Source organism: Rhodococcus sp. LB1, from assembly GCF_001583455.1.
GTDB classification, from domain to species: Bacteria; Actinomycetota; Actinomycetes; order Mycobacteriales; family Mycobacteriaceae; genus Rhodococcus_F; species Rhodococcus_F opacus.
This window is the reverse complement of the sequence record NZ_LTCZ01000229.1, coordinates 1-15601: the sequence shown is the minus strand read 5'-3', so window position 1 is coordinate 15601 and position 15601 is coordinate 1. Positions and strand designations below refer to the sequence as shown.

Annotated in this window: 11 protein-coding genes and 2 pseudogenes; 7 read left to right on the top strand and 6 right to left on the bottom strand. The window is 64.5% G+C overall.

Going from position 1 to position 15601, the window contains the following annotated elements:
- Positions 1-337 (bottom strand): annotated as a pseudogene (locus AZG88_RS27055) (glucose-6-phosphate dehydrogenase); the annotation flags it as partial.
- Between the two features lie 162 nt (positions 338-499).
- Between AZG88_RS27055 and gnd the strand changes: the two are divergent.
- Positions 500-1399, top strand: coding sequence for a phosphogluconate dehydrogenase (NAD(+)-dependent, decarboxylating) (gnd, locus tag AZG88_RS27050; RefSeq protein WP_061699681.1), 900 nt, complete (start codon positions 500-502; stop codon positions 1397-1399).
- Positions 1400-1433: 34 nt separating this feature from the next.
- Here gnd and AZG88_RS27045 read toward each other — a convergent pair whose 3' ends face one another.
- A complete protein-coding gene (locus AZG88_RS27045) occupies positions 1434-2210 on the bottom strand; it encodes an AraC family transcriptional regulator (RefSeq protein WP_005242441.1) in 777 nt (258 codons plus the stop codon).
- Between the two features lie 91 nt (positions 2211-2301).
- Here AZG88_RS27045 and AZG88_RS27040 point away from each other — a divergent pair, with 91 nt between their 5' ends.
- Both AZG88_RS27040 and AZG88_RS27035 read left to right on the top strand, forming a co-directional pair.
- The gene (locus AZG88_RS27040) at positions 2302-3099 is read left to right on the top strand and encodes a TSUP family transporter (protein ID WP_061045835.1); all 798 of its coding nucleotides are present in this window, start codon (positions 2302-2304) and stop codon (positions 3097-3099) included.
- A 175-nt stretch (positions 3100-3274) separates the two neighbouring features.
- Entirely contained in the window at positions 3275-4423 is a 1149-nt protein-coding gene (locus AZG88_RS27035) for a low temperature requirement protein A (protein WP_005242444.1), read from the top strand.
- Between the two features lie 54 nt (positions 4424-4477).
- On the opposite strand, the gene AZG88_RS27030 is transcribed toward AZG88_RS27035, so the two are convergent.
- The gene (locus tag AZG88_RS27030; RefSeq protein ID WP_061045836.1) at positions 4478-5344 is read right to left on the bottom strand and encodes a helix-turn-helix domain-containing protein; all 867 of its coding nucleotides are present in this window, start codon (positions 5342-5344) and stop codon (positions 4478-4480) included.
- 183 nt (positions 5345-5527) lie between these two features.
- Here AZG88_RS27030 and AZG88_RS27025 point away from each other — a divergent pair, with 183 nt between their 5' ends.
- The 4 genes from AZG88_RS27025 to AZG88_RS27010 are packed head-to-tail and all read left to right on the top strand — an operon-like array spanning position 5528 to position 11521.
- Complete coding sequence (locus AZG88_RS27025) at positions 5528-6454, top strand: alpha/beta hydrolase (protein WP_156517633.1); 927 nt, start codon at positions 5528-5530, stop codon at positions 6452-6454.
- Between the two features lie 38 nt (positions 6455-6492).
- Entirely contained in the window at positions 6493-7419 is a 927-nt protein-coding gene (locus AZG88_RS27020) for an alpha/beta hydrolase (protein ID WP_061699679.1), read from the top strand.
- 43 nt (positions 7420-7462) lie between these two features.
- On the top strand, positions 7463-8239 hold the full coding sequence (locus AZG88_RS54225) for a hypothetical protein (protein WP_231914215.1): 777 nt from the start codon (positions 7463-7465) through the stop codon (positions 8237-8239).
- A gap of 3 nt (positions 8240-8242) precedes the next feature.
- Complete coding sequence (locus AZG88_RS27010) at positions 8243-11521, top strand: protein kinase domain-containing protein (RefSeq protein WP_061699678.1); 3279 nt, start codon at positions 8243-8245, stop codon at positions 11519-11521.
- A gap of 169 nt (positions 11522-11690) precedes the next feature.
- Here the strand turns inward: AZG88_RS27010 and AZG88_RS52015 are convergent.
- The 3 genes and pseudogenes from AZG88_RS52015 to AZG88_RS26995 all read right to left on the bottom strand — a co-directional run.
- Positions 11691-11971, bottom strand: a pseudogene (locus AZG88_RS52015) (IS110 family transposase); the annotation flags it as partial.
- Between the two features lie 386 nt (positions 11972-12357).
- Positions 12358-13758, bottom strand: coding sequence for an ammonium transporter (locus tag AZG88_RS27000; protein ID WP_061699676.1), 1401 nt, complete (start codon positions 13756-13758; stop codon positions 12358-12360).
- Positions 13759-14087: 329 nt separating this feature from the next.
- Positions 14088-15500 carry an aldehyde dehydrogenase family protein gene (locus tag AZG88_RS26995; RefSeq protein ID WP_231914214.1) on the bottom strand — a complete coding sequence of 471 codons (1413 nt, stop codon included), beginning with the start codon at positions 15498-15500 and terminating at the stop codon, positions 14088-14090.
- Positions 15501-15601: the final 101 nt, after the last annotated feature.

Here is a 15601-nt window from a genome sequence, read left to right as displayed (position 1 = left end):
CCACCGGGTCGAATGGTGTGCGCGCGTGCGCGATCACTGCCTCGCGAAGCCGGGTTTCGGCGTGTGTGCTGTCGCGAGCGAAGCCGACGAGATCGAAGTCCGGTGGCAGCTGGCCACCGTGCGCGAGGTCGTAGATGGCCGGGACCAACTTCTTGCGGGCGAGATCACCGGTGATTCCGAAGATCACCATCGATGCCGGGTCGGTGACCTGACCGGCATCGCCGATCAACGCCTCACCGAGCCGGCCGTCCGAGCCCGCTGCCAGCGGGTCCCTCTCCTGCACTTCAGACACGGTCACTTCTGTTGCACTCCGTCTTTCGCTCCACCACACGCGCATTCGGACAATGCGTCGAATACCAGTGTCGAAGGCCCGGCAACGTAACGCACTTGGCCGAGCGGCCAGTGACGGCTGTCCGACCGGTCAGGTGAGGCGGCCCCGAATCCCCCGTAGACATAGACCTATGGCAAGACACTGCACATCGAAAGTGGAACGGTGACGATGAAACTGGGACTGGTCGGTCTGGGCAAAATGGGACTGAACATGCGTGAGCGGTTGCGTGAACGCGGACTCGACGCGGTCGGATACGACCCGAACGCCGCCGACAGCGATGTGGACAGCCTCGAAGCGTTGGTCGAGTCGCTTCCGACGCCGCGGGCGATGTGGGTGATGGTGCCCGCCGGCACCCCGACCCGTCAGGTGATCGGGCAGCTTTCCCTCCTGCTTGCACCCGGTGACCTCGTCGTCGACGGCGGCAACTCCCGATTCACCGACGACACGATCAACGCGGACATCCTCGCCGAACACGGCATCCGCTACCTCGACTGCGGCGTCTCCGGTGGAGTGTGGGGGCGACGGAACGGGTACGCGCTGATGGCCGGCGGCGACGCCGCCGACATCGACCGGTTGATGCCGGTCTTCGACGCACTGCGACCGGACGGGGAGCGGGAGGACTCGTTCGTCCACGCCGGCCCGGTCGGCGCCGGACACTACGCGAAGATGGTGCACAACGGCGTCGAATACGGGCTGATGCAGGCCTACGCCGAGGGCTACGAGCTGCTCGCCGCCGAGGACTCGATCGCGGACGTGCCCGCAGTCCTGCGTGCCTGGTCGAAGGGCACCGTCGTGCGGTCCTGGCTTCTCGACCTCCTGGCGCAGGCCCTGTCCGAGGATCCCGACCTGGCCGCGATCTCCGGCTACACCGAGGATTCCGGCGAAGGCCGCTGGACCGTCGAACAAGCTATCGCACACGCGGTTCCGGCGCCGGTGATCTCCGCCGCACTGTTCGCGCGGTTCGCGTCCCGACAACACGATTCGCCCGCCATGAAAGCAGTTTCTGCGCTGCGTAGCCAGTTCGGTGGGCACGCTGTCCGACGTTCCGAACCCGCCGGGATCGGCTGAACCGTGACGACCTCGACCCGACGTGCCCGGCAACTCACCGGTTCGTGTCCTCGCGGCGGCCTGCAGCGGACGGCGCCATTCCGAACTCGCGGCTGAAGGCGAAGGAGAACGCTGCGGGAGATGCGTAACCGAGAGTCGAGGCGACCCGAGTCACCGGCTGCGAGCGCAGCATCGGGATGGCTGCCAGCAACCGAGCCCGCAGGCGCCAAGCCGCCGGACTGACCCCGACCTCGCGTAGGAATCGCCGGGTGAAGGCGCGTTCGCTCATCGCCACTCGGCCCGCCCACTCGGCGTTCGTCACGCCGACCTCCGGCTTGCCGAGATAGGACCGGCACAGCGCGACCAGGTCGGCCGACATCGGCAGCGTCAGGTGCAGGGGAAGCGACCTGAGCGTTGCCAGCTCGAACAGCAGCAGTGCCGCGATGGCACCCTCCCTGCCGGCGCGGTCGTACTCGGCGGATAGATCGGCGGCGGCGAGGAGCAGTTCGCGGAGCAGCGATGACACCTCGACCACGACGCACACCATGGGCCACCATGGCACCGCAGCAGGTTCGATGTAGAGACTGCTCGTACTCACACCGAGCATCCGTACCCGATGCCGTGTGGCCGGCGGAATCATGACGCCCTGAGCGGTGGGGACCGTCCAGGTGCCGTTGTCGGTCTCGACGACCATTGTTCCTGTAGCTCCGTAGAGGAACTGCGCACGACGGTGTTCGTGCCAGTCCAGCACGAAGCCGGCCGGATAGTCGGTCGCGATCGGGAGCACGTCCCGCTCGACACCGTCGACGTCGCTGAGGGGGACATTTCTCACGACACCCAACCTACCGGCTGACTCTCGAAAGAAATCGACTAACATTCGATTGTCGCCGCTACACCGATACGGTGAACTGGACCGAATGGATATGTTCGTTCTCGTTCTCGTCGGCCTCGTGACCGGGTTGACCACCGTCCTGTTCGGTTTCGGCGGCGGGTTCGTGACCGTCCCGGTCGTCCTGTGGGCGGAAGCAGGGCTCGGCGACTCGGCCGCTCGGGTCGCAGTCGCAACATCCGCGGCGGTAATGGTGGTGAATGCCGCCGTCGCCACGTCTGCAACCTCCCGCACGGTGCTGCGTCACTTGCGTGACTCTCGTTGCCTGCTTGCACTTCTCGGCCTCGGAGGCGTGGTAGGCGCGTTGCTTGCCCGGCTCGTTCCCGGCGCAATCATCCAGTGGGGGTTCGTCATTTATCTCGTCGGGACGATCGTTGATGTCCTGATGCGACCGGGCTTCTTCCGTCCGACGGCGCGGCACACGATCGACTCTCGGCAACGGTTCGCCATACCGACCTCGCTCGGGCTACCGATCGGCGCGAGCGCAGCATTTCTCGGCGTCGGCGGCAGTGTCATGACGGTGCCTCTCCTGCGCCGGTCCGGACTGGGGATGGGTGTCGCCACCGCCCTTGCAAACCCGCTGACCCTCGCCATCAGCCTGCCCGCGGCCCTGATCTTTCTCGTCAGCCGCGGTCCCGGATCGCCTGCCGGGGCCGCCCTGGTCGGATCCGTCGATCTGGCCGCGGCCCTGGCGCTGCTCCTCGGCGCACTTCCGGTGATCGTCACGCTGAGGCGGCGTCCACCCCGTCTGCCCGACCGCGTGCACGCGGTCGGTTACATGCTGCTCCTCGTCGCGGTCACCATGACCACTGTGCTTGCTGCGCTTCGGTAATCGCAAGAACGATTCAGCATGTTCAAGGCCACGCGCATGGTCATGGCGGTACCCGCTTGCATCACGGGGGACTCGTGTCTCGGTATAGGGGCCGACAGCGTTGGCCCCCCACCGCCGCCGAAACGACCGTCCGGCTCGACCCCGCCGGATAGGATTCTGCGCCGAGGAGGCATCCATGATGGTCCGGGAAGCGCGCAGCGCCCATCGCGAGGTTTCGCCACTCGAACTCTTCTTCGACCTGGTGTTCGTGCTGGCGATCGGTCAGCTCACCCATCATCTCGTCGATCATCTGACCTGGGGCGGTGCCGCCGAGACCCTGGTGGCGCTCGTTGCAGTGTGCGGTGTCTGGGTCTTCACCACCTTCGAGGTCACACTGCTCGACATCGAGCGCACCGGTACGAGGGTCGTGACGATCACGGTGATGGGCCTGGGGTTGTTCATGAACGCAGGCATCGGGCACGCTTTCGACGACAGTCCGTGGCTGTTCGTCGTCCCGATGCTGTTGGCGCTGAACGGCCCCGCAATCTATGCGGCGGCCACCGCCCCCACTCCCCTTCTTCGCCGGCATTTCCTCCACGTGTTGATCTGGTTCGCGGTCTCCGCACCCTTCTGGGTGGCCGGTGCCGCACTGGACACGCAGTGGCGTATGTGGTGCTGGGCCGTGGCGGCGCTCATCGACCTCGTCGGAACGTGGACCGCGCACCCTGTGCCGGGCGGGGCGACACGAACGCGGCAACTTCCGTTCGACGCCGAACACATGCTGGAGCGCATGCGGCTGTTCCTCATCATCCTTCTGGGCGAAACGGTGCTGACCCTGGGCCGCGTGATTGCCGCACATCATTCCGATGCCCTCACGCTCGTGCTCGCCGCAGGTTGCTTCGTCGCCCTCGTCTGCCTGTGGGCGGTCTACTTCGGGCGGGCCGAACAACTCGTGGAAAGCCATATCGCAGCCACCGAGAATCCGATCCGATCCGTGCACATCGGGATCAACGTGATCTACGGCGTCGTCACCGGCCTCGTCATGTTCGCCGCGGGAAGTGAAACGGTGCTCGCGCATACCGGCGCCGCGCGAGCGGGGGTGGGCGGTGTGCTGATGCTCGCAGGTCCGGCGATCTACCTGCTCGCACACGCTTTCTACTTTCGCATCACCACCGGCACCGGCTGGATCCCGCGGGCGGTCGGCGCCGCGGTACTCGGGCTGGCAGCCATCGCGGCCTTCTGGCTACCGGCCTACGCCGTCGTCGTCGCGCTGGTCCTCATTCTCCTCGTGCTGGCCGTCCACTTGAACCGAGAGCCCCACGACGAGCCCGCCGCCGAACGATAGTGAGCCCACCGGGGTGAGGCCACGTCGACGGCAGCCGACTCTCCTTCCCGGACTTCAGGAATGCTGATGTTCGGGCCTGTCGGAGGCGGCCCAGCTGGAGAGCAGGCGGAGGGACTCCTCGGAGGGAGAACCAGGCTCGGCGGTGAATCCGAACAGGGTGAGACCAGCCGCACTGGCAACCTCGAGCGCCTCGAAACGCAGAGTCAGGTCCCCGACAACGGGATGATGGAAGCGCTTGGTGCCCCGCCGGTGTGCTTTGATGTCGTGCGCCGCCCAGCGCGTGCGGAACTCGTCGCTGCGAGTGGCCAACTCGCCGACGAGGCCGGTGATCGCTCCCGAGTACGGGGACCGCGCCGCCTCGGCCCGGAGTATCGCGACCGCGTCGTCGGCCGCGTGGTTCCAGTCGGGGAACGTTTCGTCGGCGCGGCGGTCGAGGAAGATGAAGCGGGCGAGGTTGGGCACGCCGTCCGAGCGGTCGAACACGTCGGCGTACAGGGCGCGGCCGAGGGCATTGACCGCGACGATGTCGAGGTGGCCGTTCTGGACCACGGCGGGCGCGGTGAGCATCGCGTCGACGAGCGCCTGGACCGGCTCGGGGACCTCCACGCGCGCCCGGGAAGTGTTTCGGCGGCGCGGTTTGGTGGTCGTAGCGCGAGCGAGAGTGAACAGGTGCTCGGTCTCCTCGTCGTCGAGCCGCAGCGCGGTGGCAATCGCGTGTAGCACCTCGTCCGACACCCCTCCGACGCCGCCACGTTCGATCTGCACGTAGTACTCGGCGCTGACTCCGGCGAGCATCGCGACTTCCTCCCGGCGCAGCCCCGCGACGCGGCGCCGACCGCCCGTGGGCAGGCCCACCTGGTCGGGCGTGATGCGTGCGCGGCGGGTCGTCAGGAAGTCCTTGATCTCCTTGGCGATTTCCATATCACCAGCTTAGGGACGGTCGGCAGCCCGTGGGAGGGGCTGCGGGTACCCCCGATAACCGGCCTCTGGTTCGGGGGTGCGGATCGCAGCAGAGTGGTGTGAGCCGCGGTCGGGACCCCCGAACCGAGTATCGAGATTCAGACCGGCCGGTGGGCTCCGCCGGACGACGAAGGGAATGAGCGCATGACCACGAACGCGATCGAGACCGTCAGCGTGAAGACGCCGTACTGGGACATCGCTGCAGACATCTACTTCCCGCCGGACTTCGACGAGTCGAAGCAGTACCCGGCCGTGATCAGCGCGCATCCGATCGGCAGCTGCAAGGAGCAGACCGCCGGAAACGTGTACGGCACCGCCCTCGCCGACGCCGGCTACGTGGTGATCGCGTTCGACGCCAGCTTCCAGGGCGCCAGCGGCGGCGAGCCCCGGTTCATCGAAGACCCCACGCAACGGGTCCATGACTTCAGCTACGTCATCGACCACCTCGTCACGCTGCCGTACGTGGACGCCGACCGGATCGGCGTGCTCGGTATCTGCGGCGGTGGTGGGTACGCCATCAGCGCGGCGACGACGGAACGGCGGATCAAGGTCGTCGGCGGTGTCGTGGGCGTGAATTTCGGACACCTGCTGCACGAGGCGTTCAGCGGCTACGAACCTATCGCGACATTGGAGGCGATCGCCGCGCAGCGCACCGCCGAGGTCCGTGGCGCCGAGCCGAACGTGGAGAACCTGCTACCCCCCACCGCGGACGCCGCGGCCGGAATGGGCCTCGATGTCGTCGAGGCAACCGAGTACTACAAGACCAGTCGAGGCGAGAAGCCGAACGGCGCGACCCGAAGCCTCGTGTCCCGAAGGGCGGCGGGGTATGGATGGGACGCGTTCACCCACGCCGAGGTGTTGCTCACCCAGCCGTTGTGCGTCGTCGTCGGCGACAAGCCTGGCGCGTTCGGCTCCTACCGCGACGGCCTCGAGATCTACCGACGCGCGCGTTCCGAGACGAAGCAGCTCGTGGTGGCCGAAGGCTGGTCGCACTACGACCTGTACGACAAGCCCGAGCCGGTCGGGCAGGCCCTCGACGCCCTCGTCCCTTTCTACAACAAGCACCTCTGACCGAACGAGCACCACACCACTACCAGAAGGACCCAGCAATGGACAGCATCACCATCCCCAACGGCCCGATCACCATGGCCGGCAACCTGCATCTCCCCGTCGACTTCGATCCGCAGGGCAGCTACCCGGCCATCGTCACCGTGCACCCGGGCGGCGGCGTGAAAGAGCAGACCGCGGGCCTGTACGCCGCGAAGATGGCCGAGGAGGGCTTCGTCGCCCTGGCCTACGACGCCTCGTTCCAGGGCGAGAGCGGCGGCGAGCCGCACCACCTCGAGGACCCGTTCGCGCGGGTGGAGGACGTCCGCGCCGCCGTCGACTTCCTGCAGAGCCTGGACTACGTCGACGCTGAGCGGATCGGCGTCCTCGGGATCTGCGCCGGCGGCGGGTACGCCGTAAACGCGGCCCTGACCGACTACCGGATCAAGGCCGTCACCACCGTCAGTGCCCTGAACATCGGCACCTCGTTCCGACGAGGGTGGTACGGAACCGACTCCGACGCGGCCGCGGTGCCCACGCTGGAGGCAGTCGCTCAGCAGCGGACCGCCGAGGCCCAAGGTGCGGACCCGGCGTACATCCCGTACGTCCCGGAGCAGCCGGACGAAGACACCCCACGCGACCTGGTCGAGGCGCACGACTACTACCTCACGCCGCGGGCGCAGCACCCGAACGCGAAGAACAAGCAGCTGTTCGCCAAGAGCATCTCGCGGATCTTCACGTTCGACGCGTTCCACCTCGTCGAGGACCTGTTCACCGCACCGCTGCTCATCGTGGCGGGCAGCGAGGCCGGTTCACTGTGGATGTCCACCGAACTGCACGGCCGGGTCCGCAGCCCCAAAAAGCTGGTGGTCGTCGAGGGCGGCGCCCACATGGACTTCTACGACGTGCCGAAGTACGTCGACCACGCCGTGGCGGAAGCTACCCCGTTCTTCCGGGAGAACCTGGCGGCTCACTCCGAAGGGAGCTGACACCAGCCCGGGTCTGTGCAGGACGGACCAAACTACAGCCCTGATGCGAACGTCCGTCGGCGCCCACGGACAGGCGGACGTTCGAGGCGGCATCTTCCTCGCGGTGTACGAGGACGGAATGCGCCGTGTACGGGAGCGGGTCGAACCGTACGTGGGCGCACCCGGGACCGGACGCCAGCGACTCGTGGCGATGTCGATCGCTCACGTGGAGAACCTGATGACCGATCTCGGATACCACCACGTGGTCCACCAAGGAGTGCGCGATCAGGCATCAACTGCGCTGAGGGTCCGACAGCGTGACGCGCTGGCCGCCCTCAACGAACTCAGACGTGACTACGAACGCATGTTCCACCACGTCATCACCGAGGGAATAGCGGACGGCTCCCTACGCAACGTCAACGATGCACTCGCCACCCGAACCCTGCTGAGCAACCTCAACGCCGTCGACGTCTGGTACCGAAAGATCGAGGGACAGACCGAAGAGGACGTCCACGACCTGGCCAGTCAAGTAGTGGACCTCCTGATCGTCCGGAATCGCCGCGATACCGGACGATCAGGACCAACCCCGCTAGCCCGCGACCCCAGAGCACGGTCGACCACACGCAAGGCGTATCGGCCCCGTGGCATTGAAGGGCAGTGTGCCCGGTGTGATCCACAAGACCGAACTCGGCTTGGTCCGGGTCGGCCTGACCGACTCTGCGACGATCCGCGCCGAGGCAGATCGCATCTTCGCCGCGCGATATCCTTGGAGGACTCTACAGAGGTGATTGAGGTGGCAGGTACGTTCCGGTGTTACGTGATGGATATGCCGACGGAGTGAGCCATGCCGCCGGCTGAGAACGATCCGTTATCGACCCAACGCGACGAAGTGCACGTCGTCGCTACGGAGCTCCGAGACGCCGGATTCGACGACCCCCGAGAGATCGGCCGCGGCGGGTTCGGTGTCGTGTTCCGGTGCCGGCAGCGTTCCCTCGATCGCACGATTGCCGTGAAGGTGATGACCTCGGAACTGGACGACGAGAACCGCGCGCGGTTTTTCCGGGAGCAGCGGGCGATGGGGAGACTCACCGGCAATCCCAACATCGTGAACGTGCTGCAGGTGGGCACCACGGGAAGTGGGCGGCCGTACCTGGTGATGCAATTCCATGCCCAGGGCTCACTGCAAGCATGGATTGGCCGTCAGGGTTCACTTCCACTGGACGAGGCTCTCCGGATCGGGATACGTATCGCCGGAGCATTGGAGAACGCCCACCGCCTCGGGATCATTCACCGTGACGTCAAACCTGCGAACATCCTGCTCACCGACTATGCCGAGCCCGCCTTAACTGATTTCGGAATTGCACATATACCTGGCGGATTCACCACCACCAAGCGTGTAATCACCGGATCGCCCGCCTTCACCGCACCTGAAGTGTTGCGGGGGGACGAGCCGAGCGCGGCGTCCGACATCTACGGTCTCGGCGCCACCGTATTCTGCGCCCTCACTGGTCATGCCGCATTCGAACGTCGCAGCGGAGAGAACATGATCGCGCAGTTTCTGCGGGTCACGACCGATCCGGTCCCAGACCCACGGATCGCCGGAATCCCCGATGACGTCAGCACCGTTATCGAACGTGCAATGGCTGCCGAGCCACACCAGCGCCAGCCCACTGCTGCTGTGTTCGGTGACGAACTTCGGGGCATCCAGGCACGCTACGGATTTCCGATGGATGTGATGGCGGTCCGCGTCGATCCGGGAGGTGGGTCCGCCGGGTCGAGAGAGCATCGATCGCACTCCATGCCCGGTGTCGGCAAGTCCGCGCAGGGTGATCTTCCTCTGGAGTTGACCAGCTTCGTCGGTCGTCGTCACGAGCTCGCTCAGGCACGAGGACTGCTCGGGGTGTCGCGCCTTGTCACCCTCACCGGTATCGGTGGGGTCGGCAAGACTCGGCTGGCGCTGCGTGTGGCGGCGAAGGTACAGGCAGCGTTCACTGACGGTGTGCGGATAGTCAAGCTCGGCGCCGTCGAGGACGACTCGCTCGTCGTGGTCGTCGTCGCATCCGAACTCGGGCTACGCAATCAGACGGCGCGACCGCTCATCGAGATTCTGCAAGAGTTTCTAGGCTCGCAGAAGTTGCTTTTGGTGCTCGATAATTGTGAGCAAGTGCTGGAGAAGACGGCAGAAGTCGTCGACCAACTTCTGCACTTCTGTCCCAACCTCTACATCCTCACCACCAGCCGCGAGCCACTGGGAATCAGCGGGGAAGCCGTTCTTCGCGTTCCACCACTCAGCGTCCCCACCGACAGCCGCCCGACGACACCGGAAGGCCTTCCCCAGTTCGACGCCGTACGGCTGTTCGCCGACCGGGCCGCTGCTGCCGTTCCCACCTTCGCTCTGACCGAAGACAACACGAGCACGGTCGCGCAGATCTGCCGGCAACTGGACGGTCTGCCCCTGCCGATCGAGTTGGCGGCCGCACGATTGCGGGCGATGTCCCCCGAGCAGATTCGGGATCGGCTGAGGGACCGCTACGAAGTGTTGTCCCGCGGGCACTGGGTCGGACCGCCTAGACAGAGAACGATGCGATTGTGTATCGACTGGAGCTACGAGCTGTGCTCACCGCAGGAACGACTCGTGTGGTCCCGGTTGTCGGTGTTCGCGGGTCACTTCGAACTCACCGCGGCAGAGACTATCTGCAGCCGCGACATCTCGTCCGACGAGTTCCTGGACACGCTGACCTCTCTGGTGGACAAGTCGATCCTGATGCGGGAAGAGGTCGGCCGGGATGTGCGATTCCGGATGCTCGAGATCCTGCGCGTCTACGGCAAAGAGAAGGCGCAGGCGTCGGGCGAACTTCAGCAACTGCGCCGTGAGCATCGAGAATGGTGTCGGCAGCTGTCCGCTGGCGCGGCAGCCGATTGGATCAGCCCCCGCCAACTCGAGTGGATCACGCAACTGACCCGTGAGCAGTCGAACCTACGTGAGGCAATGGAGTTTTCCGTGGGCGACGCCCCCGAAAAGGGTCTCGATATCGCCTCTTCTCTATTCGCGTTCTGGTTCTCCCACAGCCTGTTCAACGAGGGCAGATACTGGCTCGACCGTCTACTGGCGTGCGAGGCGGGGCAGTATCCCGCCACCAGGATCAAAGCGCTCTACGCTGCGAGCTCGCTCGCTGCGGTACAACGAGACTTCGACACTGCGTCGACCATAATGGAGGAGGCACGCTCGCTGGCCGAGGAAACGACAAACCCCGTTGTCCACATTTTTCTCTCCCGCGCCGAAGGCGTGGTCGGAGTCTACAAGGGCGACCTCACTCCTGCGTGCGCCGAACTCGAAAAGGCGCGCGCCGCATTGTCCACCGATCATGATCTTACACAACATGTTTGGATCCTCGTGATGCTAGGCGTGGGTTACGATCTGCTCGGAGAGTCCAATCAGGCGATCGCGTGTTTCAACGATGCTCTTTCCGTTACGGCAGCTCACGACGAGACCATGTACCGGTCGTACACCCTGTGGGCGATGGGCGTGGCCATTATTCGCCGAGGCGAGTTGGAACGGGCGAGCAGGCTTCTGAAAGAAGCGTTGGTACTGATTCGACGTGTGGACGACCGCTTGGCCGCGGCGGTGTGCCTCGAGGCGCTCGCGTGGACAGCGGGCGAGGAGCGACAGTTTCAACGATCCGCCACACTTCTGGGCGCCGCGGCGAACTTCGCGCATTCCGTCGGGAGTAGCCCACTGCTGTTCACCGCCCTCAACGAGCAACACGACCGATGTGTGACCGACGCCTCTCGCGAACTCGGCACCAGCACCTTCAGCGCAGCTCGTAGCAAGGGCTGCCAGTTCGACACGGATGGCGCAATCACCTACGCGCTCGAGGGGGAGGCTGTGGTGTCCTCGCAACGACCGCACTCGTCACAATCCGGCCAGCCGTCTGTCCGGTTGACCACCCGTGAACGCGAAGTCGCTGCGCTCGTCGCCGAAGGGCTAACCAATCGTCAGATCGCGACCAGACTGACCATATCGCCGCGGACCGCACAGGGTCATGTGGAACACCTCCTCACCAAACTCGGATTCAACTCCCGCGCCCAGATCGCGGCATGGTTCGTAACCGAGAACGCGTGAGCGTGTTGTAGTGGTGAAGGTTCGGTCTCCGCCCTCGAGGCCGCGCCCATGACGACGAGGTTGGCACCGGAAGCGTTCCTCGTCGCGGCATCACGCGGATTGTGCACGAACTGGCTCCAAGTCTCACCAGCGCGTCGTAGCCCACGAAGGCGGCCATCGCGTGACTCTTCGAGAGACCGTCTCGAGTCACTCGACGAGGGACCGCGAGTGGGTTGACCGCGTACACCTGGTATCCGGCCGCCGTCAGCGCCTGCACCCACAGGCCGCGGTCGGTTTCGATGCCGACCACGACCTGCCCTGTCTCTTCGGCGTGGGCGGCTACCAGTTCGTGCAGTTCACGGATGCCGGCCAGCCCGTCCGGCAGCCGACGCGACGACAGCCGCCGGTCGACGTCATCCATCAGGTGCACGTCGAGATGGTCTTCGCCCAGTCGTCTCCGACGAAGATCATCGATCACCTCCTGCGGTTCTCTTAGAATGGTGAAACCTGTTCGAGCCCAGAGTCACCCGACGGCAACCAATGGATCAATGCTCACACGGCACGACACCCCGTCAGCGCTACACGCGACCTCACCGACCGGCCCGGGCACGATCTAACCCTAGGAATCGACGCTCACTCCGGGCGCGAACAGTGCTCACCGGCCGGCGGCTCAGTAAACACCTTCCCCGGGACAATCCGTGACCTGCCGAAGGCTCGCTGATCGACTTCCATCAGGCGCGCTGAACAGTACCGCAGCAGCGATGAACGCGTCGTGTCGGCGCTCTGTTGGCGATCCCAACCCGCATCCAGGTGACGCGTTCATTCTGCTCAGGCGAATGAATAGTTCTAGCGTGCCGTCAAGGCACTAAGCTGACCTCGGCAGCCGGTTTGTCGGATACGTCCGCTTGTTGTAGCCCTGCAGGTGTCCGGTCAGGATATGCAACCTCGCCAATGACTGCGCGATCCAGTTTCGCCTCCAGGCCTTCATCGACTCGCCCGTCACGCAGCCCGATGGTCTTCTCGACCACGAAGACCACGAGAAGAGCCGACGCGAGACCGAGCGCCAGGAAAACGATAACTCCGTACAATTGATGTCCGATGTTGATCGAGGCGTGCTGGAAGGCGTACTCACCCTGGGTAATTCCAAAGTAGCCACCCTGCTTGACGCCACCTGCCAACACCGCGGCCATCAAAGCGCTGTAGATTCCCGGGCCCAGCGTAAGTGGTACAACTTTGAGGTCGTCCAGCCTGAGCCTGATCATCAGCTTGTAACCACCGAGCAGGATAAACGGCGCAAACACGGCGGTCAGACCTGCCTGCCAGGGCTTGACGACGTCGATCAGCCCCGACACCGAGATCCAGCCGGCCACCGGTGACACCAAGAAGAAGTACGGGTGTTTCCCTATCTTCCAGACCAGCAGGCCGCCGATCGCCGAGGCCGCGAAGGCCATCATGAGATTCGTGACAATCAGCCCCATGCCGCTCTCGTTGAGGGTGATCCCGAAGTATCCGGATCCGGGTACCAGGTACCCGTTGGTAAGCGCATAGCCGCAGATTCCGGCAAGGAAGAGGACCATTCCGACCACTACATACAACATGTTGTGCGGGATCGCAGGCTCGGTCGCGGTGCCGTCGAAAACACCCACCCTTGGCCTGGCTCGCCACACCAATACGAGCGCCCAACACCCAAGCAAGATATAGAAGAATGCACCGCCGAAGTCGTGGGTACCGGCGTTGGACAGCGGCCCGACAGAGCCGTAGACCAGGTACCCAGCGACCGGGATGACTACAGCCCCGAAGAGTAATGCGATCAACGCCAAGGAACTTGTTTTGACCCGCTCGATCACAGACCCGGCCAACAGCGCCGCGAAGAAGGCGGCGAAGAGAATGAAGAGCGCGTAAAAGGCCTGGAAGGAGTCAGCATTCGGCACGACCGCTGGATCGAGATCCTGGGGTAGGGTGTTGATGCCCGTTCCTCCGAGCCACCACGACTTGATCGCCTGGCCGAGCGGATTTGCAACACCGAAAGCCTGGTTGAACTGCGTGACCCAGATGGCGAATCCGATCAGTGACATACCCGCCGCAGCAACGAATGCGGCGACAAGCTTTTGCGTCAACGTGTGCATTACGTTTCCTGCGCGACTAAGGCCGGCGTCGAATAGAAGTATCCCGGCTATGGCCAGCAAGATGGCGATCAGCCCGATAATGTAGACCACCGTCGGAAGCTGTGCCGCCATAGAAACTTGATCAAGGTACATTGGCATCCTTCTACCTGAGAGTGGAGTGGTAAGACGCGGTTGCCTCTTGATTCCATAAGAGATTCCTTGCCAAAGGCAATTCATCTATACGAATCAGGCCAGCCCCTGTATGGCGTGCCGCCGTCAAATTTCTCACGGTGTGTGAGACGTTTCTGAGTCTGTTCCCCCACTGGATGCGCGGTGACCTCAAGCGCAAAGACTGCCGCGCAACTTCGTTTGATCTTGTATAGAGCGATTTTTCGAGTGGGTTTCGTCGTCGAGTTTAGAGATCTGTTTCGATGACGACCGCGGAGTTCATGTCGCGTTCCCACTGGTTCGCCGCATGGTGCTCACCATCGGGTGACGACCAGTTTCTGATCGGTGAAGAAATCCAACGGCGCAGCACCACACACATGCAGGTCACCGTAGAACGAGGCACCGTACCCGCCCATCGTCACATTCGCCGGCGGCGCCGGAAACGCATTGATCCCGACATTGCCGGCCCGAATACCCCGCTCAAACTCCACCGCCACCGCACCAGAGCTGGTGAACACCGCTGCAGCGTTACCGAACTCGGTGTCATTCGACAACGCGATCGCCTCCGCGAGCGTGTCCACCCGATGCACATTGATCACCGGACCGAACAACTCCCGACCCTCCACCCCGTGCCGCGGATCCAAATCGGCAACGATCGTCGGCCCGATGAAATAGCCGTTCTCCGACCCCGCCCCACCCACCGGCTTCACGTTCCGACCATCGAGGACGAACGTCGCACCCAGATCCTCCGCCTCCCCCAGCGCCGCCAGGATCCGCTCCTTGCTCTCGGCGCTGACGACCGGGCCCATCGTCACACCCTCGGCCATACCGTCACCGACCACCAACTGATCGGCCAACGCCACCACACGGTCCATCAAATCGCCGTAGACGTCACCGACCACCACGACCCGACTCCCCGCCAGGCACCGCTGACCCGCCATCCCATAGGACGAGGACACGATCCCGGCCGCCGCCCTATCGAGATCCGCATCCGGGGCCACCACGATCGGATTCTTCGCACCACCATTGGCCTGCACCCGCTTCCCGGCCGCTGCCGCCGCCCCGTAGATCGCCCGCGCCGTCGGCGACGACGTGATGCACGAAACCGCCACCACCGACGGGTGGGCGATCAGGTGCTTGACCACATCCGCCCGGCCGTGCACCAAGTTCAGCACCCCATCCGGCAGACCCGCCTGCTGCAGCAACCGAATCGCCGCGGTGGACGCGAGCGGATCCTGCTCGGACGCCTTGATGATCAACGCATTACCGGTGACCAGAGCCCACGCCGAGAACTGCACCGTGTTCATCACCGGGAAGTTCGACGGCGTCACCGCCACACACACCCCCAACGGCTCCCGCACCCGCCGCGCATCCAAACCAGTGGTGACGTTCACGGCGTCGCTGTGATACAGCATCGGAGCCGCAATCGCCGTCTCCAAGAAATCGACGGCCCGCCCCACCTCACCGCGCGCCTCATCCAACGTCTTACCCTGATCGATCGTGATCGTGCGCGCCAACGACTCGACATTGTCCTCGAGGATCACCTTCATCCGATACAAAAACCGCACCCGCTCCGACAACGGCCGCGAACCCCAGTCGGCGAAGGCACGAGACGCAGCCACCACGGCCGCCTCCGCATCCTCGATCGTCGCCGGCACCAACTCCGTAATCACCTGCCCCGTCGCAGGATTGAACACCTCGATGGCATCCGCTCCCGACCCCGGCACCCACCGACCACCAATCAAACACATAGCCGTCAAATCCACATCGGTGATTGTCACTATTCAAACCCCTCACTACTCAAAAATCGTTTGTAGGTGCCGCCGAC

Excerpts from the sequence above, each read along its gene's own strand:
- AZG88_RS27000 (WP_061699676.1), bottom strand. The coding sequence starts at position 13,758 with ATGTACCTTGATCAAGTTTCTATGGCGGCACAGCTTCCGACGGTGGTC.
- gnd (WP_061699681.1), top strand. The coding sequence starts at position 500 with ATGAAACTGGGACTGGTCGGTCTGGGCAAAATGGGACTGAACATGCGT.
- AZG88_RS27010 (WP_061699678.1), top strand. The coding sequence starts at position 8,243 with ATGCCGCCGGCTGAGAACGATCCGTTATCGACCCAACGCGACGAAGTG.
- AZG88_RS27035 (WP_005242444.1), top strand. The coding sequence starts at position 3,275 with ATGATGGTCCGGGAAGCGCGCAGCGCCCATCGCGAGGTTTCGCCACTC.
- AZG88_RS27020 (WP_061699679.1), top strand. The coding sequence starts at position 6,493 with ATGGACAGCATCACCATCCCCAACGGCCCGATCACCATGGCCGGCAAC.
- AZG88_RS27025 (WP_156517633.1), top strand. The coding sequence starts at position 5,528 with ATGACCACGAACGCGATCGAGACCGTCAGCGTGAAGACGCCGTACTGG.
- AZG88_RS54225 (WP_231914215.1), top strand. The coding sequence starts at position 7,463 with ATGCGAACGTCCGTCGGCGCCCACGGACAGGCGGACGTTCGAGGCGGC.
- AZG88_RS27030 (WP_061045836.1), bottom strand. The coding sequence starts at position 5,344 with ATGGAAATCGCCAAGGAGATCAAGGACTTCCTGACGACCCGCCGCGCA.
- AZG88_RS27040 (WP_061045835.1), top strand. The coding sequence starts at position 2,302 with ATGTTCGTTCTCGTTCTCGTCGGCCTCGTGACCGGGTTGACCACCGTC.